Here is a 25,632-nt window from a genome sequence, read left to right as displayed (position 1 = left end):
AGTACGGTTAAAAATTAATGAATTTTGAACATATTATACTGGTTTATATTATTCCCGTGTTAATTTGGGTGGCGGTTATTTCTGTCACCTTGCGTTTGCTCGTCAAAAAACAAGCTGTCTCCGCTACGCTGTCATGGCTAATGATTATTTACCTAGTACCACTGATTGGTGTCATTGCCTATTTAATTTTTGGTGAAGTGAAACTTGGTGCTCGCCGTGCCAAAGCATTTCAGTTGTTAAAACCTAAATACATCAAATGGCTCAACCTGCTTTCAGAGCAAAAAGATGTGGTCACTCATTCTAAAGATCCGCGTTATCGTGCTTTATTTAAATTAGTCCACCAACGCTTAGGCATTCCGAATATTCGAGGCAATGAATTACATATTCTCGATACCCCGGAAACCATTATTCGAAGTATCATCGGTGATATTCAACAAGCTAGACATTCTATTAATATGGTCTTTTATATTTGGAGTAATGATGGATTAATTAATGAGATTAAACAAGCGTTAGAAGAAGCTGTGCAACGTGGCGTAAAAGTTTGTCTTTTACTGGATTCCGTTGGTAGTAAAGCCTTTCTTAAAAGTGCTATTTGTAAAGAAATGCGAGCGAAAGGTATTGAGATTACAGAAGCGTTACACGTAAATTTATTCCGGATGTTCTTCAACCGAATTGATTTACGCCAACACCGTAAAATTATCGTCATTGATAATCAAATTGCCTATACAGGCAGCATGAATATGGTGGACCCCAATTTCTTCAAACAAGAAAGTAATGTGGGCAATTGGGTGGATGTGATGGTACGAATTAATGGCCCTGTTTCACCTATTTTGAACAGCCTACACGCCTGGGATTGGGAAATTGAAACTACGGAAGAATTACCCCTTTTATTGCCAAATTGTCCAATTGTGGAAATTGATGACAATGATACTCACTCCGTACAAGTTATTGCTAGTGGTCCAGCATTCCCTGATGATTTAATTGCACAATCCCTTGCTACTGCGATTTATGCAGCGAGAGAAAGCATTGTGATTACCTCACCTTATTTTGTGCCAAGTCATAATATCGCTGAGGCACTACGTATTGCTGCATTTCGTGGCGTTGAGATCACGCTTATTTTACCGAAACAAAATGATTCCCTAATGGTTCGCTGGGCAAGCCGTACCTTCTTTGATGATTTACTTGAAGCGGGGGTAAAAATTTATCATTTTGAAGCGGGACTTCTCCATACAAAAAGTGTGTTAATCGATAACAAGCTTGCACTCGTTGGTACGGTAAATATGGATTTACGCAGTTTCCTGCTTAACTTTGAAATCACTGTTGCCGTAGAAGATCGTAATTTTGCCAATGAAGTGGCCACACTCCATGAAAATTATTTAGCGAACTCTTCTGCACTCAATATGCAAGAATGGCTAAACCGTCCTTTCTATCATCGAATAATTGAGCGGTTATTTTTCTTGTTTAGTCCTTTACTCTAATTTTCACAACAAATACAAAAAGGGCGTATCATGTGATACGCCCTCTCTTATTTCACTTATCGATTAACGTTTTTTCACGATAAACACTAAAGCAACTAATACGACTGCAGTTGTAACAAATCCCGCTAAACCTGATTCTGTAAAGCCAACCACAATGTAGCCCACAGCACTTGCTGTCGCAACAGTTGCCGCATAAGGTAATTGTGTGGTGACGTGATCCATATGGTTACATTTTGCCCCAGTTGATGACAAAATAGTCGTATCAGAAACTGGTGAACAGTGGTCGCCACATACCGCGCCAGCCATTACTGCAGATAAGCAAGGAAGTAATAACTCTGGAGCAGAGTTGGTCGCCATTGCTGCTGCGATTGGTAACATAATGCCAAATGTCCCCCAGCTTGTCCCTGTTGAGAATGCCATTGCTGAACCAAGGATAAATAAAATCACTGGTAAAAATTGAACTGGAATACTACCACTCACTAAAGAAGATAAGTATTTACCGGTTTGCGCATCCCCCACCACTTTATTGATTGTCCACGCAAAAAATAGGATCGCAATTGCACCTAACATGGATTTAATACCGGCAATCCACGCTTTTCCGTATTCTTGTAAAGAAACTTGACGCTCAAGAATAATCAATAATGTTGACATTGCAACCGCACTTGAACCCCCAACTACAAGCGAAATACCGACGGTTGTATTTTCAAATGCGCCTAAGATACTAAATGGTTTTCCATCTGCCGCTAAGGCTTCACTCCCCGTATGAATCATCATGAAAACAGTGACGGTAATTAAGACTAAAATCGGTAAAATTAAATTACGAACTTTGCCTTTTACACCTTCAATGACTTCTTCTTTATAATCACGTTCCATGGCTAATTTTTCATGACGAGCCATTGATGCAATATCAAATGAAAAATAAGCAACAAAGAACACCATTAATAATGAGAAGATCGCATAGTAGTTCATTGAGCTCATCGCAACGAATGCGCCCATTGGCGTATAAGATGTAATAGAGTAAGTCGCCAATAAACCTGCTACGAGAGTAATAATATATGCTCCCCAGCTTGATACTGGCATCATGACACACATTGGTGCAGCAGTAGAATCAAGAATGTACGCTAATTTTGCACGAGAAACTTTAAAACGATCAGTGACTGGACGAGCAATAGCACCGACAGCAAGACTGTGGAAGTAATCATCGATAAATGTCACAAACACTAAAGATGCCGCTAATAATTTCGCACCACGACGACCTTTAATTTTATTTTGTGCCCATTCAGCAAACGCACGGTTGCTGCCTGACACGGTTAAAAGTGCGGTCAATACGCCAAGTAAAACGAGGAAAAACACGATATTCATATTTGAATTCATGCCTTCTTCGCTACTATAAACTAATGCAACAACATTATCTTTTAAATAAATGAATGCATTCAATGGGTTGAAATCAACCAACATTAATGCACCGACAACAATCCCTGCACTCAGAGACACCAAAACCCGACGTGTTGCAATCGCTAAAATAATCGCAAGTAATGCGGGGATAATTGAATAAATAGATGAAGAATAATCGACTAGTTCCATTAAGTTATACCTAATAATTTAATGGAGACAACGGCAAGAAAAGACACAAGCATGACCAGACCGAACCGTAGCGCTCCATAGTTAATACACAAAAACTATGACAGTCACGTTCCTTTCGAAGACGTGACCAACCGAATAAGATGACGCCTATTCGATTTCGGCAATCATTCCTTTCCTTTCCCTTCAACGCTATCCACTCCAGGAAAATACTCATAATGATCGCACCTCTACTGTTGTATAGGATGGTGAGAGATTACATTAAAATGAATGAAATTACCAATAAAATCTTATACTTTCCCCTAAATCTATTCTTTAATTTAAAATTTCTAATCAGGTTGTTAAGACTTTGTTAAGTTGTTTTATAAGCAAACGTTTGCAATAACATGGAAAAACAATCAACTTTATACAGTGAAATATGATGACATCCGACCAATTAATTCTCTTATTTGAGCTAATTGATATTTACCAAATATACTATTTTCGTTATCATATATATCCAAAAAATAATTAAGCATTCACACATATAAAGGGGTAATAATGAACGAATTAACAAAAGGTTTAACGAACCTTCGTAGTTTACGTGCTGCTGTACGTGATTTAACATTAGAACAAGCCGAAAGTTCACTTTTAAAATTACAAGCTGCCGTGGAAGAAAAACGCGTTCAAGCAGCTGAAATTGAACAAGCTGAACAAGAACGTCGCGCACGTATTGCAAAATATAAAGAATTAATTAAACAAGAAGGTATCACTGCGGAAGAATTAACCGCAATTATCGGTATTGCCCCTTCTTCAATTCGTAAAAAACGTGAACCTCGTCCAGCAAAATACAAATATACTGATGAAACTGGTCAAGAAAGAACATGGACTGGCCAAGGCCGTACACCTCGTGTGATTCAAAAGGCCTTAGATAAAGGTGCCTCTTTAGCTTCTTTCGAAATCTAATTTCATTATCAACGATGCAGAACCCATTTTTATGGGTTCTCTTTTTTTATTTACCTTGCAAAATATTCATTATGTTAGAAAAGAAAATATTACTGACCGACTGTCCAGATGACAAAGGCTTAATCGCTAAAATCACCAATATTTGTTACAAACATCAATTAAATATCCTTCACAATAATGAGTTTGTTGATTTTGAAACAAAGCATTTCTTTATGCGTACAGAATTAGAAGGGATTTTTAATGAAGAAACCTTGCTAGCTGATTTAGATTATAGTTTGCCGAAAGGGACAAACTGTCGCCTAATCAGTGCAAAACGTAAACGTATCGTGATTTTAGTGACCAAAGAAGCGCACTGCATAGGTGATATTTTAATGAAAAATTACTACGGTGCGTTAGACGTAGAAATTGCGGCAGTCATTGGCAATCACGATAATTTACGCGAATTAGTTGAACGCTTTGATATTCCATTCCATTGTGTCAGCCATGAAGGTTTCACTCGTGTGGAACACGATAAATTGCTCGCTGAAAAAATTGATGAATATGCACCTGATTATATTGTTTTAGCTAAATATATGCGTGTATTAAATCCAGAATTCGTCGCTCGTTATCCAAATCGTGTGATTAATATTCACCATTCATTCTTACCGGCATTTATTGGGGCAAAACCTTATCAACAAGCCTATGAGCGCGGCGTAAAAATCATCGGTGCAACGGCTCACTTTATTAATAATGAATTGGATCAAGGTCCGATCATTATGCAAAATGTGATTAATGTGGATCACACCTACTCTGCCGATGCCATGATGCGTGCAGGCCGTGATGTGGAAAAAACAGTATTAAGCCGTGCGCTTGATCTTGCCTTACATGATCGTATTTTTGTGTATAAAAATAAAACGGTGGTCTTGTAATGAAAGCAATCACTTTAGAGCCAATTTCTCGCATTGAAGGTGAAATCAACTTACCTGGCTCGAAAAGTTTATCAAACCGTGCATTATTATTAGCCGCATTAGCTAAAGGCACTACAACGGTCACTAACTTGTTAGACAGTGATGACATTCGCCATATGCTAAATGCCCTTAAAGCTTTAGGTGTAAATTACCAGCTTTCTGAAGACAAAACTTGCTGTGAAGTTGAAGGCTTAGGTGGCGCATTTCAGGTTGAAAATGGCTTATCACTGTTTCTAGGCAATGCTGGCACAGCCATGCGTCCTTTAACTGCTGCGCTTTGTTTAAAAGGCGATACAGAAGGAGAAGTTATTTTGACTGGTGAGCCACGTATGAAAGAGCGTCCAATCAAACATTTGGTGGATGCGCTTCTTCAAGCAGGGGCCAATGTTCGTTATTTAGAAAATGACGGTTACCCACCGCTTGCGATTCGTAATCAAGGGATTAAAGGTGGCGTGGTTAAAATTGATGGCTCAATTTCTTCTCAATTTTTGACCGCACTTTTAATGGCTGCACCTCTTGCTGAAGGCGATTTAGATATCCATATTGTGGGTGATTTAGTTTCAAAACCTTATATTGATATCACCCTCGCGATGATGAAAGATTTTGGCGTTTCAGTTGAAAATCAACATTATCAAGTGTTTAAGGTGAAAGGTAACCAATCCTATGTCTCACCTGGCAAATATATGGTGGAAGGTGATGCTTCATCTGCCTCTTATTTCCTTGCCGCCGCCGCGATTAAAGGCAATGTAAAAGTGACAGGAATTGGTAAGCATTCCATTCAAGGCGACCGCCTATTTGCCGATGTACTAGAAAAAATGGGAGCCAAAATCACTTGGGGTGAAGATTTTATTCAAGCAGAACAAGCTGAACTCCATGGCATTGATATGGATATGAACCACATTCCTGATGCAGCCATGACGATTGCCACAGCTGCCTTATTTGCCAAGGGTGAAACCGTTATTCGCAATATTTATAACTGGCGAGTGAAAGAAACTGATCGCCTTGCTGCAATGGCTGCTGAGTTACGAAAAGTCGGTGCGGAAGTTGAAGAAGGTGAAGATTTTATTCGCATTCAACCACTTGCCCTTTCTCAATTTAAACATGCCGAAATTGAGACCTATAATGATCACCGTATGGCAATGTGCTTTGCATTGATTGCATTATCGGATACACCCGTCACGATTTTAGATCCGAAATGTACGGCTAAAACGTTCCCAACATTCTTCGATGAATTTGAGAAGTTAAGCATTCGAAACTAATTGCTAAAATAACAAAAGGCGAACCTATTGAAGTTCGCCTTTTTCTTTCTCAAAAACGCCGTCAAAAATGACCGCACTTTTCACTACTCTGCTGAATTTGGAATTTTATGACGAACCATCCAATAAATAACTAAAGCTAATACACTACAAGCCAAAATGACCAAAGCCGTTGAATAGAAAATATTGCCGATTCCGGCTAATGGTGAAACCACGCCACCTAAAAAGAATGGAGCAAAGCCTAATAAAGCTGATGCACTGCCTGCATATTGACGTTCACTTTCCATCGCTAAAGAAGAAATAGCCGGGAAAGTAATGCCCATTAATAACAACATCGCAAAGAAACCAATTTCAACAAACAACCAGTATGGCTGAATAATTAATACGGCAATGGTATAAAGTGCAGCCACCACAAAAGCCAATACGCCAATCGCTAAAGCCTTACGATTTGGTAATTTACCACCAATATTTGCCCCTATGACTAACGCCGCGCCATTCGCACCAAAACATAAGCTAAAGACAAATGCACTCAACCCATAAAAACTTTGAAAAATAAATGGCGAAGCCGCAATATAGGCAAACATGGAACCAAGCAAGAAACTTTGAATTCCTACATAGCTCATAAATAAGCGATTTTTGATAATCACACCAAACGTCAAAAAGGTAGAAAATATTGAACCTTGTAAGCGATTTTCGACACTTAAGCTTTCTTTTAAACGGAAGCAGAAAAGCAAAACAATCACACCAATCAATGCAAGGAAAATAAATATGCCTTTCCAACTGATGTATTCCAACAATAAACTACCAAGGATTGGTGAAATAATTGGGGCGAGTCCGTTAATTGTCATTAATAAACCAAAGAAACGAGTCATTTCACGGCCTCGATACAGATCCGTTGCGACCGCACGAGAAATGACTACACTCCCTGCCGAAGAAAGCCCTTGAATCACACGCAAGACAATCATCGCTTTAATATTTGGTGCATAAACGATTAAGACCGTGCTGATAATATAAATTACCAATGAAATAATAAGCGGAATTTTTCGCCCAAATTTGTCACTGAGAGGACCAAGAAGTAACTGCCCCACCGCTAGACCAATCATGGCAGTGGTGAGCGTAAGTTGTGTCATTGAAGCACTTGTTTCAAAAAAGGTGGCAAGTTGTGGTAATGAAGGTAAATAAAGATCCACCACAAACGGACCAAATGCTGAAAGGACACCGAGTAATAAAACAAGAAAAAGTTTTGAATTTGCTTTCGTCATGAGAATCCTCAAGAAAAATAAAAATCGAAATAAAAATGAAAAGGCTGATTTTAACTTATATTCGTACAATTAATAAACAAAAAGCACCGAATATTCGGTGCTTTTGCTCATTACTTCTGAATGGAAGATAAAAACTCTTTGCGAGTTTCGCGATCTTCTAAAAAGACCCCGCCATAGGCTGATGTCACTGTATAACTATGGGTATCTTTTACTCCGCGAGCTTTCACACAGAAATGTGTCGCTTTCACATAAACTGCCACATCATCGGTTTCTAAAATAGTTTGAAATGCCGTTAAAAGCTGTTCGGTTAAACGCTCTTGCACTTGTGGACGTTGTGCAAAAAACGCCACAATGCGATTGATTTTAGACAAGCCAATCACCCAATCTTTTGGATAATAGGCGATGGCGACATTACCATCAATCGTCACAAAATGATGTTCGCAAGTACTGGTCAACGTGATGTCATTCACTTGCACCATTTCGCTCACTTTCATTTGGTTTTTGATTTTCGTCATTTTCGGGAAATTGGCGTAGTCCATTCCACTGAAAATTTCATCAATAAACATTTTGGCTAAGCGATTTGGCGTTTCTTCTAAGCTATCATCACGTAGATCTAACCCAATCAATTTCATCACTTCACGCATATGCGAAGCAATCGCCGCGCGGCGCTCATCTTTACATTGAGTCGGATCAATCATTGGTGTTTCGATGCCTTTGGCTACCAAGGCTCGGCGGACACTTTCCGCATCAGGTGAAATAGCGTTCATTCACTTTCCATTTATAAAAAAATAATGTGTCATTTTAGCAAAAGATGAATTATTCGTAAAATGCGAAAAATCACCCTAATTTATTAATTTCCTTCATATTGTATTTCGGGCTACAATATATCTACTTTTATTTCGCTCAACCCAAAGGATTGATTATGTTGCCACTTGAAGATGCCTTGGCGCAAATGCTCAACCAACTTCCCTTCCCAACAAAAACTGAAACACTGGCTTTAACTGAAGCCGCTGATCGTGTCTGTGCGGAAGATGTGATTTCTCCGATTAACGTGCCTTCTTTTGATAACTCCGCGATGGATGGCTATGCAGTTCGTTTAGCCGATTTACAGCAATCCATGACACTTTCTGTTGCGGGAAAATCCTTTGCGGGTAATCCGTTTCAAGGGGAATGGATAGCACAAAGTGCGGTCAGAATTATGACGGGTGCGATGATTCCAGAAGGTGCTGATGCGGTGGTGATGCAAGAAGATGTCACCGTTAATGAAGATGGAGCTGTGACTTTTTCCGCATTACCAAAAGCCAATCAAAATATCCGTCGTATTGGTGAGGATGTGAAAAAAGGTGATGTGGTATTACATCAAGGGGATGAATTAAATGCCGTTTCTTTGCCTTTACTTGCATCATTAGGCATTGCTGAAGTCAAAGCATATCCACGCTTAAAAGTGGCTGTGCTTTCAACGGGTGATGAATTAGTGCCTGTTGGCAAACCATTGGAAGCGGGACAAATCTACGATACCAACCGTTTCACCGTCAAATTAATGCTAGAAAAATTAAATTGTGATGTGCTTGATTTCGGTATTCTGCCAGATAACCAAGCAGAATTTGAAGCGGCTTTTGTGAAAGCACAAGCTCAGGCCGATCTTGTGATCACAAGCGGTGGCGTTTCGGTGGGTGAAGCAGACTTCACGAAAACCGTGTTAGAAAAAGTAGGCCAAGTGAATTTCTGGAAAATAGCAATGAAACCCGGCAAGCCATTTGCTTTCGGTAAGTTAGAAAATGCTTGGTTCTGTGGCTTACCCGGCAATCCGGTTTCTGCATTAGTGACATTCTATCAATTGGTTCAACCTGCTATTGCCAAATTAAGCGGTAAAAAACACCCGAAAAAACAACCGCACTTTCAAGCGATTGCCCAAACCAATTTGAAAAAATCACCGGGACGTTTAGATTTCCAACGTGGTTTCTATCAAATTAATGAAAATGGTCAACTTGAAGTGCAACCAGTGGGTTTCCAAGGCTCACATTTATTCAGTTCTTTTGTGAAAAGTAACTGTTTTATTCGCCTCGAAAAAGATCGCGGCAATATAGCTGCAGGCGAAATCGTCACCATTGAACCGTTTAATCACCTATTGGGGCAATAATGGCTGAATTAAGCTACGAAGAAGAACTGCGCTATAACCGCCAAATCATCTTAAAAGCAGTTGATTTTGACGGGCAAGAAAAGCTGAAAGACAGCAGAATGTTAATTGTCGGTCTGGGCGGTTTAGGCTGTGCGGCAAGTCAATATCTTGCTGCCGCTGGCGTTGGGCATTTAACCTTGTTGGATTTCGACACCGTATCGCTTTCCAATTTGCAACGTCAGGTATTACATACCGATAGCCGATTAAATATGCCTAAAGTGGAATCGGCAAAAATCGCGTTACAACAGATTAATCCATACGTAGAAATTGAAACCATCAATGCACAACTTTCCGAAGAAAAACTCGCGGAAATCATACCGCACTTTGATGTGATATTAGATTGTACCGATAACGTGAATATTCGTAATGCACTCGATCGTGGGTGCGAACAAGCGAAGATCCCGCTAATTTCAGGTGCAGCGATCCGTTTAGAAGGGCAAGTATCCGTCTTTACTTATGAACCCAATACCCCAACCTATCGTCAACTTAGCCAGCTCTTTGGGCAAAATGTTTTAAGTTGTGTAGAGGCGGGCGTACTGGCGCCAATTGTGGGTATTGTTGGCTCTATTCAAGCCTTAGAAGCCATCAAAGTGCGGTTAAAAATCGGTTCAAATTTATGTGGACGTTTATTGTTAATCGATGGATTAACCATGCGTATCCGAGAAATGAAATTGCCTGTTTAAGTTTTCTCTTAACATTTAGGCAGACAGAAAGTTTGTCTAAACAAATCATTATTATGACTTAGCATTGAAACAACGTATGGATATTCTCTTTGAATGTATTTTCCGTTTATTTTTTGAAGGATTATTTGAATTTCTATTCAATAAATATTCCAAATTAAGTTGGGGATTATGGTATGTATTTTCCCTGTTATTTGGTTTCTATTTCTTTAATTTCCTTAATATGGATAAATCTGCTTGGGTAATTTGTTTATTAGCTATTCTAGCTGGTGGACTTACAATGCTTATTACCCTAGTCTTCGTTTTTTTAATTAAAAAATTGATATTGAGGAAAAAATAAGGACTATAGATTGACTTTATTCTTTCATCTTAAAACTCAAAATTACCCACAAATAATTATCCCTCCCCTCGTGCATTAACAAAAAACAAATGCTATTATCTTGCTCGACAATTCATTTGTCTTATATCGCAAGTTTTGTGTATAGGAAAATGGTAGACACTTCAAAATATCTTCATTTTATACCTCACTTGCAAATCATCATTTCAATTTAAGGATTTATTCACTAATGAAAGAGATTTTGCAGCAATTCAAACAAAATTATCTGATCAAATACTGGAATCCTGTCGCTGCAGTTATTGCTGCCGGACTCATTTCAGCTTATTACTTTGGGGTAACTGGCACTTATTGGGCGGTTACTGGGGAATTTACCCGTTGGGGCGGTCATGCTTTGCAAGCGCTAGGTGTCGATGTATCCGACTGGAGCTATTATAAAATTATCGGCATGCAAGGCACGATCTTCACCCGTATTGATGGCGTGATGATTTTAGGTATGTTCGCGGGATGTATTTCTGCTGCACTTTGGGCAAACAACGTAAAATGGCGTAATCAACCACACAAACGTCGTATTGTTCAAGCCCTCATTGGGGGTGCATTAGCCGGTTTTGGTGCACGTTTAGCAATGGGCTGTAACCTTGCCTCTCTCTTCACGGGTATTCCACAATTTTCGGTTCACGCCTGGTTCTTTACTATTGCCACTGCCGTAGGTACTTATGCAGGGGTAAAAGTCACCTTACTACCGATGTTTCGCGTGAAATTAGAATTGAAAAAAGGCGCGGCAAAATTACAAGAAACTGACCCGAAACAAGCAAGTCGTCGTTTTTGGATTGGTATGGTGATCTTTTTTGCTTACCTGATTGCTTCACTTTATGTGATGACAAACTCCGTCAAGCTCGGTTTTGCAATGCTTTGTGGGTTAGCTTTTGGCTTATTAATTGAACGTGCTCAAATCTGCTTTACCTCTGCCTTCCGTGATTTATGGGTAACTGGCCGTGCTTATATGGCAAAAGCGATTATCTTCGGTATTATCGTGGGTACGCTCGGCGTATTCAGCTACATTCAATTAGGCGTACCAGCCAAAATCATGTGGGCGGGTCCAAATGCAATTATCGGTGGTTTATTATTTGGCTTCGGTATTGTATTAGCGGGCGGATGTGAAACCGGTTGGATGTATCGCTCAATGGAAGGTCAAGTTCACTTTATGTGGGTGGGCTTAGGCAATGTTATCGGTTCAACCTATTTAGCCTACGCCTGGGACGATCTTGCCCCTGTGCTTGCGTTAGATTACGAAAAACTTAACTTATTGAAATCCTTTGGCCCAGTTGGCGGTTTATTAGTAAATTACGGCTTGCTTATTCTCTGCTTAATCGCTGTTGTTTGGTGGGAACACCACTTCTTGAAAAAAGCCAAAGCAAAAATCGCTGCAGCAAATCCACAAGCTTGTGGTTGCTAATTAAATATTAACGAATTCATTCAAAAAAAGAGGACATTATTATGGCATTTACCGTTGTTCAAAAATTAGATAAAGATCCAAAAGACATCACCCCAGATTACACGTTAGATACGCTAGGTGAACCTTGCCCGTATCCAGCGATCGTAATGCTCGAAACCATGCCACAATTACAAAAAGGCGAAATTTTAGAGCTATTAAGTGACTGTGCTCAATCTATCAACAACATTCCTGTTGATACTAAAAACCACGGTTACACACTATTAAGCGTAGAACAAGATGGCACCAAATTACGCTATTTGATTCAACGTTAATGTAAAAAGTGCGGTCAAATTTGGCCGCACTTTTGTATTTTTTAGCAAGACACATCTAATAAAAAACAACCCCATTTTTACTGTCAGCGCTTACATTGAAGCCTATTCATAATATTCATATTGATAAGTCTTTTTCGTTTTCCATACACCATCTTTGTTATAGATTATCTCTTCAATAACATTGCCATGTTTATCAAATTGGTATGATACGGTTATCCAGTTGATGCGTATTCCAACGCTAAACATTTCACTTTTTAATAAGCGATGATTTTTATCAAAAGAATTTTTCACACTATTGATAAAAACGTTTAAAGATTCGGTAAATGAACCATCATTTTCGTAATGATAAATATCGCAATCTTTTTCTACATTATCTTCAATACGACATATTTTGCTCAGTTTACCATTCTCATAGTCGTATTTTTTTATATCTGATGTTGTTTTATTCTCTACATCATACTCTTGAGTTTTGAGCAAAGTACCCGCTTTATCATAAAAATGTTCTTTATATGAGGATGAAAAATCTGGTGTGTCTTTATATTCCACAAACTGCACCACACCACTACCATCCTGATTTTCTAAATAACGATAAAATTTGCTAAAGGTTTTGAGCTCTGGATTAGTTTCAGTTACATTGTCATCTTGAATTTCTAATAATCGATTCTGATCATCATACTTATAGTAACGAATTGTGATCTTTTCTTTATCAAAAAGAACGCCCTGTTCCTTTTCTTTTATCAAAAAGCCTTGTTCGTTATAAAATCTATCTAGATAACTTACTGTCCCATTATCGGGCAAGGCTGAATTACCTTCATCCTTGGATTTAATTGATTTCACTTTTCCTTGCAAATGATGTTTTGTCCAGTCATTCTCAATTGGAAATAATGCGAAAGCAGAAGTTGAAAAAGAAAAAAGCAATAAGAAAAATAAGGATTTATTCATAAAATTCTCTTTAAAAATTAAATACTGAATGATTCTAAATAATTACAAGAAAAATTCAATAAACGAAAGTTGTGATACCTAATACTTACCCCAAGGCTTAGCATCAGGCTTGCTGTGTTTTTTTCGCCATTGGGTACATATTGGACTATCCCACATTAGTCTTTCTTCACAAACCGGACCGCCTTCTAGATACCAACCTTTTTTCTCTAAACAAAGATTCACTTCTGGATTAACACTTTCACCGGTAACAAAATCCATACCGCAATCCTTCATATCTTTTTCTTTTCTATCAACATATTTAGTTAAAACATTAGGATCTGATTCAGGGAATAATGCATCTGCATTACGCAAACGCCAATGATAATATTGTGGTGCTGGCTTAAATCCGCCAAAAGAACAACCAAACAAAGTTAGAGATAATAATAGTAGTAATATAAATCTCATTTTATAGCTCCCTCGCCTATTTTGATTTTGGGAAGTTAGTGTATTACTTCTTAAAGTTCGGTTATTTAATCATATACGCACTTAAAAACATACAAAAAAACCGCACTTTAATTTCTCAAAGTGCGGTTAGTTTTACGTCAGTTTTTTGCTTATTTGTTTAATGCTGTAAGAATGTCATCAACACGTTCTTTTGCATCACCAAAGAGCATTTGAGTGTTTTCTTTGAAGAATAATGGGTTTTGAACGCCTGCGTAACCTACCGCCATAGAGCGTTTGAATACGATAACGTTTTGTGCTTTCCATACTTCTAACACCGGCATACCGGCGATTGGGCTGTTTGGATCTTCCATTGCAGCAGGGTTTACGGTGTCGTTTGCACCGATAACCAATACTACATCGGTATCCGCGAAATCATCATTGATTTCATCCATTTCAAGCACGATGTCATAAGGCACTTTCGCTTCCGCTAAAAGTACGTTCATATGACCCGGTAAACGACCTGCAACAGGGTGAATACCAAAACGTACGTTAATACCACGTTCACGCAATTTCGCCGTAAGTTCTGCGACTGGATATTGCGCTTGTGCTACCGCCATACCATATCCTGGCGTGATGATCACAGAGCTTGCATTTTTGAGTAATTCAGCCACTTCTTCTGCGGTTGTTTCACGGTATTCGCCTTGTTCTTCATCAGAAGATACTTGAACATCATTACCAAAACCACCAGCGATAACGCTGATAAATGAGCGGTTCATCGCTTTACACATAATGTAAGAAAGAATCGCACCAGAAGAACCCACTAATGCACCGGTGACGATAAGCAAGTCATTGCTTAGCATGAAACCTGCTGCAGCCGCTGCCCAACCAGAGTATGAGTTAAGCATTGAAACCACAACCGGCATATCCGCACCACCGATAGATGCCACTAAGTGCCAGCCGAATGCAAGTGCAATCGCGGTCATGAGTAACACTGGGAAGATATTATCTGGGTTGTTTAAGAATGCCACCATCAATAAAGCAGAAACTACTAACGCCGCTAAATTTAATTTATGGCGATGTGGCAACATTAACGCTTTTGAATTGATTTTGCCGCTTAATTTGCCAAATGCCACGATAGAACCCGTGAATGTTACCGCACCGATGAAGATCCCTAAGAATACTTCAACGTTATGGATATTCATTAACACAGGATCAGTTTCGTTTGTTAAACCGTAACTGTTAAAGCCTACGAGCACTGCTGCTAAACCTACAAAGCTGTGAAGGATCGCAACAAGTTCAGGCATTTCAGTCATTTCAACTTTTAATGCACGTTGAACACCAATCACGCCACCGATGATCATCGCAATAATGATCCATAGTGTACCTTCAGATTGTGGGCCGAAAATGGTTGCAACAAGGGCAATTGTCATACCGACAATACCATACCAGCAACCGGCTTTTGCCGTTTCGTGTTTAGAAAGACCGGCTAAGCTCATAATGAAAAGTAATGCAGCGATAATATAGGCTGCTTGTACTAAACCTTCAGACATCGTCTTCTCCTTAACCTTTTCTAAACATCGCCAACATACGTTGAGTTACACGGAAACCACCAAAGATGTTGATGCTTGCCACCAAGATTGCCACAAAGGCTAATGCATCAATGAAGAAGTTGCCTGTTGGTTGTCTAATTTGCAGTAATGCACCCACAATGATGATACCTGAAATCGCATTGGTTACCGCCATAAGTGGGGTGTGTAAAGCGTGGCTAACGTTCCAAACCACATAGTAACCAACTACACAAGCCAATACGAATACAGTGAAGTGAGAAAGGAATGCCGCTGGCGCCACAGATGCAAGCCAGAGGAATAACACACCTACACCCGCCATCACACCGTATTTGATGCGAGGATCAGCTGGTTTTTCTTCCTCTTTTTTAACCGCACTTTGTGCCGCTTTCGCTTCTTGTTTTGGTTGTGCTGACACTTGGATTTGCGCTGGTGGAATTTCTTCACCATCACGTACCACAGTCACACCGCGTAATACCACATCTTCAAAATCGATATTGATCTTGCCGTCTTTTTCTTTACAAAGTAGTTTTAATAAATTAACTAAGTTTGTGCCGTAAAGTTGGGAAGATTGTGTTGGTAAACGACTTGGGAAATCGGTGTAACCAATGATTTTCACTTGGTTTTCAGTGGTGACGACTTTTCCTGCTTCAGTGTAAGCACAGTTACCGCCTGTTGCAGCCGCTAGATCCACCACCACAGAACCTGGTTTCATGGAATCAACCATTTCTTTCGTGATCAAGCGAGGGGCTGGTTTACCTGGAATCGCTGCAGTGGTAATAATGATATCCACTTCTTTCGCTTGTTCCGCATAAAGCTCCATCGCACGACGGTTAAATTCTTCTGACATCACTTTCGCGTAACCATCGCCACTACCGCCTTCCTCTTTGAAATCAATTTCTAAGAAAGACGCGCCCATACTTTGTACTTGTTCTTTTACTTCAGGACGAGAGTCAAAAGCACGTACAATCGCACCAAGGCTATTCGCTGCACCAATCGCCGCAAGACCTGCAACACCCGCACCAATGACTAACACTTTTGCCGGTGGTACTTTACCTGCTGCGGTAATTTGTCCAGTGAAGAAACTACCAAATTCATGAGCTGCTTCAATCACCGCACGATAACCAGAAATATTCGCCATAGAGCTTAATGCATCAAGCGCTTGCGCACGGGAAATACGCGGCACAGAATCCATCGCTAATACATTAATTTTTTTCGACGTGAGTTTTTTCATTAAATCCGGATTTTGTGCGCGCCAAATGAAGCTCACAAGTGTTGCACCTTCCTTCATTTGATCAATTTCTGCATCCGTTGGTGGATTCACTTTAAAAATCACATCCGAATGCCACACTTCTGAACTTGAGCCAATTTTTGCGCCGGCGTCGATAAATGCTTGGTCTTCAAAACTTGCTTTGAATCCCGCATCGTGTTCTACGATGACGTCAAAGCCCAGTTTTAAGATCTGCTGAACCGTTTTTGGCGTCGCCGCCACACGATTTTCACTCTCAAGCAGTTCTCTAGGTACACCAATTAACATAAATGTTTCCCTCTGGTTGATGAAATTTCAGACAAACTCACGCCTGTCCCTGTCTCTTAAATGACAAAAAGTCATGCGACGGTAAATGTATCACTTATTAGGGTTATTTGGGGAATTTTTTTAACTGGTTTTACAAGATATTGTGATAGGGATCATAAAAGAATCGAGATAAACGCATAGGGTGTTTAACTTTTAGCCTAACGCAATGATTATTCATCAGAAACTGATTAATCAAAAATAGATGAAAAACGGACCGCACTTAGATACGAAGGAAATAAAAAGCCCAATATGATTATCGGGCTTATGTTTAATTGGTTCCACCAACGGTGATTTCATCTATTTTCAAGGCTGGCTGACCAACGCCGACCGGCACGCTTTGGCCATCTTTGCCGCATACACCGATACCAAGATCCAAATCAGTTTCATCTGCAACCATAGAAACTTTTTGCATCACATCAATACCGCTACCAATCAACGTTGCACCTTTAACGGGTTTAGTGATTTTACCTTTCTCGATCAAATAAGCTTCAGAAGTTGAGAACACAAATTTACCTGAGGTAATATCCACTTGCCCACCACCAAAGTGCGGTGCATAAATACCGCGATCTACTGAAGCCACTAAATCTTCAAATTTGCTTTGACCCGCTAACATATAGGTATTCGTCATTCTCGGCATTGGCAAATGCGCATAAGACTCACGGCGACCATTCCCTGTTGGTTTCACACCCATTAATCGAGCGTTGAGTTTATCTTGCATATAGCCTTGCAAAATCCCGTCTTTAATTAAAACGTTACACTGACTTGGCACACCTTCATCATCAATGGTTAAAGAACCTCGGCGATTTTGTAATGTGCCGTCATCCACAATTGTACATAATGGTGACGTCACTAACTCACCAATTTTTCCTGTAAATAAAGAACTTTCTTTACGGTTGAAATCCCCTTCTAAACCGTGTCCCACTGCTTCATGAAGTAACACGCCAGGCCAGCCAGCCCCTAATACTACAGGCATTAATCCTGCTGGCGCAGCGACCGCACTTAAATTCACAAGGGCTTGACGAACCGCTTCTTTGGCAAAATTAACGGCACGAATGTCCCCGTTTACTACTTCAAAGAACCAATCTAAGCCAAAGCGTCCACCTGAACCACAACTGCCCCGCTCACGTTTACCATCTTCTTCAACAAGAACAGAAATGGATAAGCGCACAAGCGGACGAATATCTGCGGCAAGTGTGCCATCTGTTGCGACTATTAACACTTCCTCATAAATCGAACTTAATGCTGCAGAAACATGTGTAACACGAGGATCTTCAGATCGCGCAGTACGATCCACTAAGTGTAATAACTCGATCTTTTTCTCTTTACTTAAACTTTCTAACGGGTTAATTGCCGCATAACGCTGAACCGCATTCACCGCATTAAATGCTTGAGGCGAAATTAAATTGCCTTCTTTAATTTGTGCAATACCTTTTACGGCCTCTGCACATTGTTGTAATGACGCTAAATTAATTTGATCGGAATACGCAAAGCCTGTTTTCTCTCCAGAAACTGCGCGTACACCAACACCGCAATCAATATGAAAGCCACCTTCTTTAATAATACTATCTTCTAATACCCAGCTTTCATCTTGGCTTAATTGGAAATAAAGATCCGCATAGTCAATATTACGATGCGACATCACATCAAAAATATTAAGCAATGATTGATGCGATAAATTGCTTGGTGCAAGTAAGGTATCTGAAACCTGTTTTAACATTTGTTCTCCGAAATTTATAAAAATTAATTCTGCCAAATCTCCCCTAGCTCCTCTTTGCTAAAGAGGGAGATAGTTTTTTGACTAATCTAAATTATCCAATCCAAATTGGTATAAGGCATTTTTCTTATAACCATAAAGTTCTGCCACAATCGCCGAGGCTTTTTTTAAAGGTAATTCTTTAGCTATCAAAGTGAGTGCTTTAATTGCTTGTGGTGAAAATTCTTCGCTATCTTCTGATTTGGGTTTGCCTTCCACGATTAACACCATCTCACCTTTTGTGCGATTCGGATCTTCACTTAACCATTGACGAAGACTACTTAATTTATCCCCTGCAATGGTTTCCCATGTTTTCGTAATTTCACGGGCAAGCACAACATAACGATCACCCCCTAATACATCTTGCATATCGGCAAGGGTATCTAAAATGCGGTGGGTTGATTCATAGAAGATTAAAGTGCGGTCTTCTTCCGCGACATTTTCTAACTTATCTTTACGCGCCTTGGTTTTGGCGGGTAAAAAACCTTCAAAGCAAAAACGGTCTGACGCAATGCCCGATGCACATAATGCAGTAATCGCAGCACAAGCGCCCGGTAATGGCACCACTTTAATGCCTGCCTCACGACATTGACGCACTAAATGAAAACCCGGATCGCTAATTAAGGGCGTTCCTGCATCAGAAATTAATGCAATATTAGTGCCTTGTTTTAGCTTTTCTACCAACACATGAGCTTTTTCTTGCTCGTTGTGATCATGCAAGGCGAAAAAAGGCTTTTTGATACCATAATGACTGAGCAATAAACCACTGTGGCGCGTGTCTTCCGCAGCAATTAAATCCACTTGTGAAAAGGTCTCTAAAGCACGTTGTGTAATATCTTGTAAATTCCCGATTGGCGTGGCGACAATATATAAAATTCCGGTTAAATCATTCATTTTTGTTTGCTTTTATATTGTGAGATAAGTAAGATCGACCATTATTGATTTATTCATTATGGAGCGAATATGTCTATTCTATTACAAGGCGGTCGTTTTAAAAAACGTTTAATGCCGATTTTATTGTCTATTGCATTAGCGGGTTGTTCTAACTTATTTGGCAGCAGCTTTACCCAAACATTACAACGTGATGCCAATGCAAGTTCTGAATTTTATATGAACAAATTAGGACAAGCACAAGATAAAGAAGATCAACAAACTTACAAACTTTTAGCCGCACGTGTATTAATTACTGAAAATAAAGTGCCACAAGCCGAAGAGTTATTAAATGAATTGGTTGACTTAAACGAAGCGCAACAATTAGACCGTACTTTAGTTGAAGCACGTATCGCTGCGGCGAAAGGCGCTAATGAGATGGCTGAAAGTAAATTACGTGCGCTTGATCTCACGAAATTAAGTCCATCACAAAAATCTCGTTATTACGAAACTTTTGCTCAAACTGCAGAAAATCGTAAAGACGTGATTGAAGCGGTGAAAGCACGCATCAAAATGGATGAAAACTTAACGGATGTACAACGCCGTCAAGATAATGTAGATAAAACTTGGGCTTTATTGCGTTCAGCCAATACAGGTGTCATTAATAATGCATCAGATGAAGGCAGTGTTGCATTAGGTGGCTGGCTCACATTAATCAAAGCATATAACGATAACATTCGTCAGCCAGTGCAATTAAGCCAAGCGTTACAAAGCTGGAAATCGGCTTATCCAAATCATGCAGCTGCAATCTTATTCCCGAAAGAATTACAAAGTATGTTGAATTTCCAACAAACTAATGTGGCACAAATTGGTTTAGTGTTACCTTTAAGTGGTGATGGTCAAATTTTAGGCTCAACCATTCAATCAGGTTTTAATGAAGCAAAAGGCGATTCAACTATTCCAGTGCAAGTATTTGACTCCTCTACGACTCCAATTAATGAGATTATTGCACAGGCAAAAGCTTCAGGTATTAAAGCGTTAGTAGGACCATTGCTCAAACAAAACGTAGATGCCATTATTTCAAACCCTGCAGAAGTGCAAGGTATGGATGTGTTAGCCTTAAATGCAACACCAAATGCACGTGCGATTAACCAAGTGTGCTATTACGGTTTATCACCAGAAGATGAAGCGGAATCTGCAGCAAACAAAATGTGGAAAGACGGTATTCGTAACCCAATCGTTGCCATGCCACAAAATGATTTAGGACAACGTGTGGGGAATGCGTTCAACGTACGTTGGCAACGTTTAGCGGGTACAGATGCGAATATTCGCTACTATAACTTACCAGCTGATATTACCTACTTCTTCCAAGGTGCTTCACAAGATACAGCTGGACTTTATGTTGTGTCATCGCCAGATGAATTAGCGGAAATTAAAGGTTATTTAGATACAAGCAATCCGAATGTTCGCATTTATGCAAGTTCTCGTTCAAATGCGGCAAGCAATACTGCGGAATACTATGTAAAAATGAATGGCGTTCAATTTAGTGATATTCCATTCTTTAAAGAAACAGATTCTTCACAATATCAAAAAGTGGCAAGTTCAACTGGTGGCGAATTCCAATTAATGCGTTTATATGCAATGGGTGCCGATGCTTGGTTGCTCATCAACCACTTTAATGAATTACGCCAAGTGCCAGGCTACACACTAAGCGGTTTAACCGGTCAGCTTAGCGCAGGTCCAAACTGTAATGTGGATCGTGATATGACTTGGTATCAAGTACAAGATAGTAACGTGGTGCCGGTTGCAAACTAATCCATGTTTTCATTAAAACGTCAACAAGGGGCGGGCTTTGAACATCAAGCCCGCCTTTTCTTAGAAACCAAAGGTCTCAAATTCATCGCTGCGAATCAATATTTCAAATGCGGTGAATTGGATCTTATTATGCAAGACGGTCAAACGATCGTTTTTGTTGAGGTACGTCAACGATCTAGTTCGACATTTGGATCCGCTGTTGAAAGTGTGGATTGGCAAAAGCAACAAAAATGGCTAAATGCCGCAAATTTATGGCTTGCTAAACACGATCTAAGTCTTGAAGATGCAGATTGCCGTTTTGATCTTATAGCCTTTGGTAAAACGACCAGCGATATTCAATGGTTTCCTAATTTCCTCGATTAATCGTTTCTAATTATGTTACAAAAAGTCAAAGATATTTATAGCGAAAGTATTCAGATTCAAATTTCTGCTTCTAGCCTACTATCAGAAAATATTGCCACCGCCGCACAAATGGTGATGCAATGTTTACTGAGTGGTAATAAAGTCATTGCTTGTGGAGTATCTCGTTCTTACGCTAATGCCCAATTTTTAGTATCAAATCTGCTTAATCGCTATGATTTTGAGCGCCCTAGTCTGCCTTCTGTACTGCTTAGCCTTGAAAGTGCGGTCGGTTCTTCACTGGTTTTTGATCAACCAACCGATCTACTTTATCAATATCAATTTAACGCTATCGCTAAACCCGGTGATTTATTGCTCGCCTTTGCCCCTTTAGGAACAGAAAAAACCGTGCTAAATACGATTTCCAATGCAGTTAATAAAGAAATTCAGGTGATTGCTTTAACGGGTTCAAATAATGATGCTATTCAAGGTGTATTGGCTGAAACAGATTTAGAGATCTCCATTCCAGCCAATAAAGAAACACGTATTTTAGAAAATCATTTATTCGTCATTAACGCACTTTGTGAGCTTGTTGATAGCACACTTTTCCCAAGAGCTTGACATTAAAAGATTTTCTAACTAGAGTGTTTCTTAGACTAATTGACAAATTAGTTGACCCAACTCATTTTAATAAATAAGGAGATTATTAATATGAAACTAACCCAATTTAAAAAATTAGCCTTCATACTTGGCACATCAATTATATTACAAGGCTGTGCTGCTGCGGTTGTTGGTGGCGCTGCTGCGGGCGCAAAAGTCGCGACAGATCCTCGAACAATGGGTACTCAGATAGATGATGAAACCCTAGAATTAAAAGTTGGACACGCATTAGATAAAGATGCACAAATTAAATCAGAAGGTCGTGTTAATGCTGTTTCTTACAGTGGTCGCGTGCTGTTAATTGGTCAAGTTCCTAATGGAACTGTAAAAGAAACCGCAACTAGTCTTGCAAAAGGTGTAGAAGGTGTAAACGACGTATACAATGAATTACGTGTTGGGCCAAAAATTACTTTTGGACAAATTACAAAAGACAGTTGGATTACAACACAAATTAAATCTAAACTTTTCGTAGGCGATAATGTAAAAGCAACAGATGTGAAAGTGATTACCGAAAATGGTGAAGTATTCTTACTCGGAAACCTCACTCAATCACAAGCTGATTCAGCTGCAGAAATTGCAAGTAAAGTTACTGGTGTTCAAAAAGTTGTCAAAGTATTTAAATATTTGAATTAATTAATTTTTTAACTCTTAAAGTGCGGTCAAAAATCATCTCGTTTTTAACCGCACTTTTTTCTTTACAAAAGATTTACAAAAAAGATCCTGCCTAAAAAAACATCACTTCGAAAAAAAGTTATTTATTTTAAATGACTTATCTTTTGTCAATAATGTAAGTAAAAAATTTACCGCTTGAATTCAATTTTAAAACACTCTATCTTGTGCATTGTTATTTTTTATAACACTATATATTGTGTTTTTTTAAAGTCATCTCTCTAGCAGGTTTTATCTTCCATGAACAAAGGATTAATGGTTACAAAGCGCGATGGTACGCTTGAACAAATCAATTTAGACAAAATTCACCGCGTAATTACTTGGGCAGCTGAAGGCTTAGAAAACGTGTCTGTTTCTCAAGTTGAATTGCGTTCTCATATTCAATTCTATGAAGGTATTCGTACCTCTGATATTCACGAAACGATTATTAAAGCAGCAGCAGACCTAATTAGTAAAGATACCCCTGATTATCAATATCTTGCTGCACGTCTTGCAGTTTTCCATTTACGCAAAAAAGCGTATGGCCATTTTGATCCGCCTCGTTTATACGATCATGTAAAGAAATTAGTGCGCATGGGCAAATACGATCCTGCACTTTTAGCCGACTATACTCGTGAGGAATGGGATGAAATGGATGGGTTTATTGATCACTGGCGTGATATGACCTTTTCTTATGCCGCAGTAAAACAATTAGAAGGAAAATACTTAGTTCAAAACCGTGTAACCGGTGAAATCTATGAATCTGCACAATTCCTTTATTTATTAGTTGCAGCAAGTTTGTTCTCAAAATATCCGCAAGAAACCCGTTTGGATTACATTCGTCGTTTCTACGATGCGACCTCAACCTTTAAGATTTCTTTACCTACGCCTATCATGGCGGGGGTTCGTACGCCTACGCGTCAATTCAGCTCTTGTGTATTGATTGAATGTGGTGATAGCTTAGACTCTATCAACGCTACCTCTGCAGCAATCGTGAAATACGTTTCACAACGTGCAGGTATCGGGGTAAATGCCGGTGCTATTCGTGCGTTAGGTAGCCCAATTCGTGGTGGTGAAGCATTCCATACGGGCTGTATTCCATTCTATAAACACTTCCAAAGTGCCGTCAAATCTTGTTCACAAGGTGGCGTACGTGGTGGTGCGGCGACAGTTTACTACCCGATTTGGCACTTAGAAGTTGAAAGCTTATTAGTATTGAAAAATAACCGTGGTGTGGAAGATAACCGTGTTCGTCATATGGACTACGGCGTACAGTTAAACAAATTAATGTATCAACGCTTAATTAAAGGCGAAGACATTACTTTATTCAGCCCTTCAGACGTACCTGGACTTTATGAAGCTTTCTTTGCTGATCAAGATAAATTTGAAGAACTTTACGTGAAATACGAACAGGATCCAAATATCCGCAAACGTTCTGTAAAAGCCGTTGAGTTATTCTCTTTATTAATGCAAGAACGTGCATCAACCGGTCGTATTTATATCCAAAACGTGGATCACTGTAATACTCACTCACCGTTTGATCCACTTGTTGCACCGGTGCGTCAATCTAACTTATGTTTAGAAATTGCATTGCCAACTAAACCATTACAACATTTCCATGATGAAAATGGTGAAATTGCCCTCTGCACACTTTCAGCGTTTAACTTAGGTAAATTAGATAATTTAGATGAGTTAGAGAACCTAGCAGATCTTGCAGTACGTGCATTAGATGCATTACTTGATTACCAAGACTACCCTGTTCCTGCAGCGAAACGCTCTTCATTAGGTCGTCGTTCACTTGGTATCGGTGTAATTAACTATGCGTATTATTTAGCGAAAAATGGTGTGCGTTATTCTGATGGTTCAGCAAACGATTTAACTCACCGTACGTTTGAAGCGATTCAATACTATCTATTAAAAGCATCCATGAACTTAGCAAAAGAATTAGGTGCATGTGAGTACTTCAATGAAACCAATTACGCAAAAGGTATTTTACCAATCGATACGTATAAGAAAGATATTGATAGCTTAACGCAAGAACCATTGCATTATGATTGGGAAACGTTACGTCACGAAATCAAAGAGTTTGGTTTACGCAACTCAACCTTAACCGCATTAATGCCGTCAGAAACCTCTTCACAGATTTCTAACGCAACAAACGGTATTGAACCACCACGTGGTCATGTAAGTATTAAAGCGTCAAAAGATGGTATCTTAAAACAAGTCGTACCAGATTATGAGAACTTAAGCGACAACTACGAATTACTTTGGGATATCCCAAGCAATGATGGTTACTTACACTTAGTGGGTATTATGCAAAAATTCGTGGATCAAGCGATCTCTGCCAACACCAACTACGATCCAAAACGTTTTGAAGACGGTAAAGTACCGATGAAAGTGTTGTTAAAAGATCTTTTAACCGCTTACAAATACGGCTTAAAAACCCTTTACTATCAAAATACCCGTGATGGTGCTGAAGACAGCCAAGAAGATTTAGATGATGGCTGTGCAGGCGGGGCGTGTAAGATTTAATAAAGTAAGGTTTAATACAATGAGTGGAAGTGGAGTGGCTGCATTTCTTGTAAAAAAGCTTTGGGAATTTGGAGTATCTA

Annotated in this window: 22 protein-coding genes and 1 riboswitch; of the genes, 13 read left to right on the top strand and 9 right to left on the bottom strand. The window is 39.4% G+C overall.

Annotated features, from left to right (window positions below; translation table 11 throughout):
* The first annotated feature begins 17 nt into the window (after positions 1-17).
* Positions 18-1,478: a cardiolipin synthase gene (cls, locus tag QP437_RS02820; RefSeq protein WP_285266883.1), complete on the top strand. Its 1,461-nt coding sequence runs from the start codon at positions 18-20 to the stop codon at positions 1,476-1,478.
* 63 nt (positions 1,479-1,541) lie between these two features.
* On the opposite strand, the gene QP437_RS02815 is transcribed toward cls, so the two are convergent.
* Positions 1,542-3,062: a Na+/H+ antiporter NhaC family protein gene (locus tag QP437_RS02815; protein ID WP_285266882.1), complete on the bottom strand. Its 1,521-nt coding sequence runs from the start codon at positions 3,060-3,062 to the stop codon at positions 1,542-1,544.
* A 60-nt stretch (positions 3,063-3,122) separates the two neighbouring features.
* Positions 3,123-3,300, bottom strand: a riboswitch (Lysine riboswitch).
* Positions 3,301-3,599: 299 nt separating this feature from the next.
* On the opposite strand from QP437_RS02815, the gene QP437_RS02810 reads away from it, so the two are divergent.
* The 3 genes from QP437_RS02810 to aroA all read left to right on the top strand — a co-directional run bounded on the left by QP437_RS02810 (position 3,600) and on the right by aroA (position 6,210).
* Positions 3,600-4,004 (top strand): H-NS family nucleoid-associated regulatory protein, encoded by a 405-nt coding sequence (locus QP437_RS02810; protein WP_285266881.1) that lies wholly within the window; start codon positions 3,600-3,602, stop codon positions 4,002-4,004.
* Positions 4,005-4,075: 71 nt separating this feature from the next.
* A complete protein-coding gene (gene purU / locus QP437_RS02805) occupies positions 4,076-4,912 on the top strand; it encodes a formyltetrahydrofolate deformylase (RefSeq protein ID WP_285266880.1) in 837 nt (278 codons plus the stop codon).
* On the top strand, positions 4,912-6,210 hold the full coding sequence (aroA, locus tag QP437_RS02800) for a 3-phosphoshikimate 1-carboxyvinyltransferase (protein WP_285266879.1): 1,299 nt from the start codon (positions 4,912-4,914) through the stop codon (positions 6,208-6,210). The genes purU and aroA overlap by 1 nt, the downstream gene beginning before the upstream one ends.
* A gap of 83 nt (positions 6,211-6,293) precedes the next feature.
* Here aroA and QP437_RS02795 read toward each other — a convergent pair whose 3' ends face one another.
* Complete coding sequence (locus QP437_RS02795) at positions 6,294-7,469, bottom strand: multidrug effflux MFS transporter (RefSeq protein ID WP_285266878.1); 1,176 nt, start codon at positions 7,467-7,469, stop codon at positions 6,294-6,296.
* A 110-nt stretch (positions 7,470-7,579) separates the two neighbouring features.
* Positions 7,580-8,236, bottom strand: a complete 657-nt coding sequence (folE, locus tag QP437_RS02790) for a GTP cyclohydrolase I FolE (RefSeq protein WP_285266877.1) — start codon at positions 8,234-8,236, stop codon at positions 7,580-7,582.
* A gap of 155 nt (positions 8,237-8,391) precedes the next feature.
* Here folE and moeA point away from each other — a divergent pair, with 155 nt between their 5' ends.
* The 4 genes from moeA (at position 8,392) to yedF (ending at position 12,429) form a co-directional block, all read left to right on the top strand.
* Positions 8,392-9,609 (top strand): molybdopterin molybdotransferase MoeA, encoded by a 1,218-nt coding sequence (moeA, locus tag QP437_RS02785; protein WP_285266876.1) that lies wholly within the window; start codon positions 8,392-8,394, stop codon positions 9,607-9,609.
* Positions 9,609-10,331 (top strand): molybdopterin-synthase adenylyltransferase MoeB, encoded by a 723-nt coding sequence (gene moeB / locus QP437_RS02780; protein ID WP_285266875.1) that lies wholly within the window; start codon positions 9,609-9,611, stop codon positions 10,329-10,331. Before moeA ends, moeB begins: the two co-directional genes overlap by 1 nt.
* A 563-nt stretch (positions 10,332-10,894) precedes the next feature.
* The gene (gene yedE, locus QP437_RS02775) at positions 10,895-12,118 is read left to right on the top strand and encodes a selenium metabolism membrane protein YedE/FdhT (protein WP_070775294.1); all 1,224 of its coding nucleotides are present in this window, start codon (positions 10,895-10,897) and stop codon (positions 12,116-12,118) included.
* A 41-nt stretch (positions 12,119-12,159) separates the two neighbouring features.
* On the top strand, positions 12,160-12,429 hold the full coding sequence (gene yedF, locus QP437_RS02770) for a sulfurtransferase-like selenium metabolism protein YedF (protein ID WP_005696304.1): 270 nt from the start codon (positions 12,160-12,162) through the stop codon (positions 12,427-12,429).
* 102 nt (positions 12,430-12,531) lie between these two features.
* Here the strand turns inward: yedF and QP437_RS02765 are convergent, their stop codons facing one another.
* The 6 genes from QP437_RS02765 to rsmI form a co-directional block, all read right to left on the bottom strand.
* Complete coding sequence (locus tag QP437_RS02765; protein ID WP_070775293.1) at positions 12,532-13,371, bottom strand: hypothetical protein; 840 nt, start codon at positions 13,369-13,371, stop codon at positions 12,532-12,534.
* A 78-nt stretch (positions 13,372-13,449) separates the two neighbouring features.
* Positions 13,450-13,815, bottom strand: a complete 366-nt coding sequence (locus QP437_RS02760) for a hypothetical protein (RefSeq protein WP_197553591.1) — start codon at positions 13,813-13,815, stop codon at positions 13,450-13,452.
* A 149-nt stretch (positions 13,816-13,964) separates the two neighbouring features.
* Positions 13,965-15,344 carry a Re/Si-specific NAD(P)(+) transhydrogenase subunit beta gene (gene pntB / locus QP437_RS02755; RefSeq protein WP_285266874.1) on the bottom strand — a complete coding sequence of 460 codons (1,380 nt, stop codon included), beginning with the start codon at positions 15,342-15,344 and terminating at the stop codon, positions 13,965-13,967.
* Positions 15,345-15,354: 10 nt separating this feature from the next.
* Complete coding sequence (gene pntA, locus QP437_RS02750) at positions 15,355-16,896, bottom strand: Re/Si-specific NAD(P)(+) transhydrogenase subunit alpha (protein ID WP_005696308.1); 1,542 nt, start codon at positions 16,894-16,896, stop codon at positions 15,355-15,357.
* A gap of 307 nt (positions 16,897-17,203) precedes the next feature.
* Positions 17,204-18,652 (bottom strand): metalloprotease TldD, encoded by a 1,449-nt coding sequence (gene tldD, locus QP437_RS02745; protein WP_285266873.1) that lies wholly within the window; start codon positions 18,650-18,652, stop codon positions 17,204-17,206.
* Positions 18,653-18,733: 81 nt separating this feature from the next.
* Positions 18,734-19,582, bottom strand: a complete 849-nt coding sequence (gene rsmI, locus QP437_RS02740) for a 16S rRNA (cytidine(1402)-2'-O)-methyltransferase (RefSeq protein ID WP_285266872.1) — start codon at positions 19,580-19,582, stop codon at positions 18,734-18,736.
* 69 nt (positions 19,583-19,651) lie between these two features.
* Here rsmI and QP437_RS02735 point away from each other — a divergent pair, with 69 nt between their 5' ends.
* From QP437_RS02735 to nrdA, 5 genes are all read left to right on the top strand, one after another.
* A complete protein-coding gene (locus QP437_RS02735) occupies positions 19,652-21,373 on the top strand; it encodes a penicillin-binding protein activator (protein ID WP_285266871.1) in 1,722 nt (573 codons plus the stop codon).
* A 3-nt stretch (positions 21,374-21,376) separates the two neighbouring features.
* Positions 21,377-21,736: a YraN family protein gene (locus QP437_RS02730; RefSeq protein ID WP_049357528.1), complete on the top strand. Its 360-nt coding sequence runs from the start codon at positions 21,377-21,379 to the stop codon at positions 21,734-21,736.
* Positions 21,737-21,748: 12 nt separating this feature from the next.
* On the top strand, positions 21,749-22,333 hold the full coding sequence (locus tag QP437_RS02725; RefSeq protein ID WP_285266870.1) for an SIS domain-containing protein: 585 nt from the start codon (positions 21,749-21,751) through the stop codon (positions 22,331-22,333).
* Between the two features lie 90 nt (positions 22,334-22,423).
* A complete protein-coding gene (gene dolP / locus QP437_RS02720) occupies positions 22,424-23,005 on the top strand; it encodes a division/outer membrane stress-associated lipid-binding lipoprotein (protein ID WP_285266869.1) in 582 nt (193 codons plus the stop codon).
* 276 nt (positions 23,006-23,281) lie between these two features.
* Positions 23,282-25,552: a class 1a ribonucleoside-diphosphate reductase subunit alpha gene (gene nrdA / locus QP437_RS02715; protein WP_285266868.1), complete on the top strand. Its 2,271-nt coding sequence runs from the start codon at positions 23,282-23,284 to the stop codon at positions 25,550-25,552.
* Positions 25,553-25,632 lie beyond the last annotated feature (80 nt).

The organism is Haemophilus sp. UMB1048 (assembly GCF_030218125.1).
Lineage (GTDB): Bacteria > Pseudomonadota > Gammaproteobacteria > Enterobacterales > Pasteurellaceae > Haemophilus_D.
Note: the sequence above shows the minus strand (reverse complement) of the source record. Positions and strands in the feature narration are given on the sequence as shown.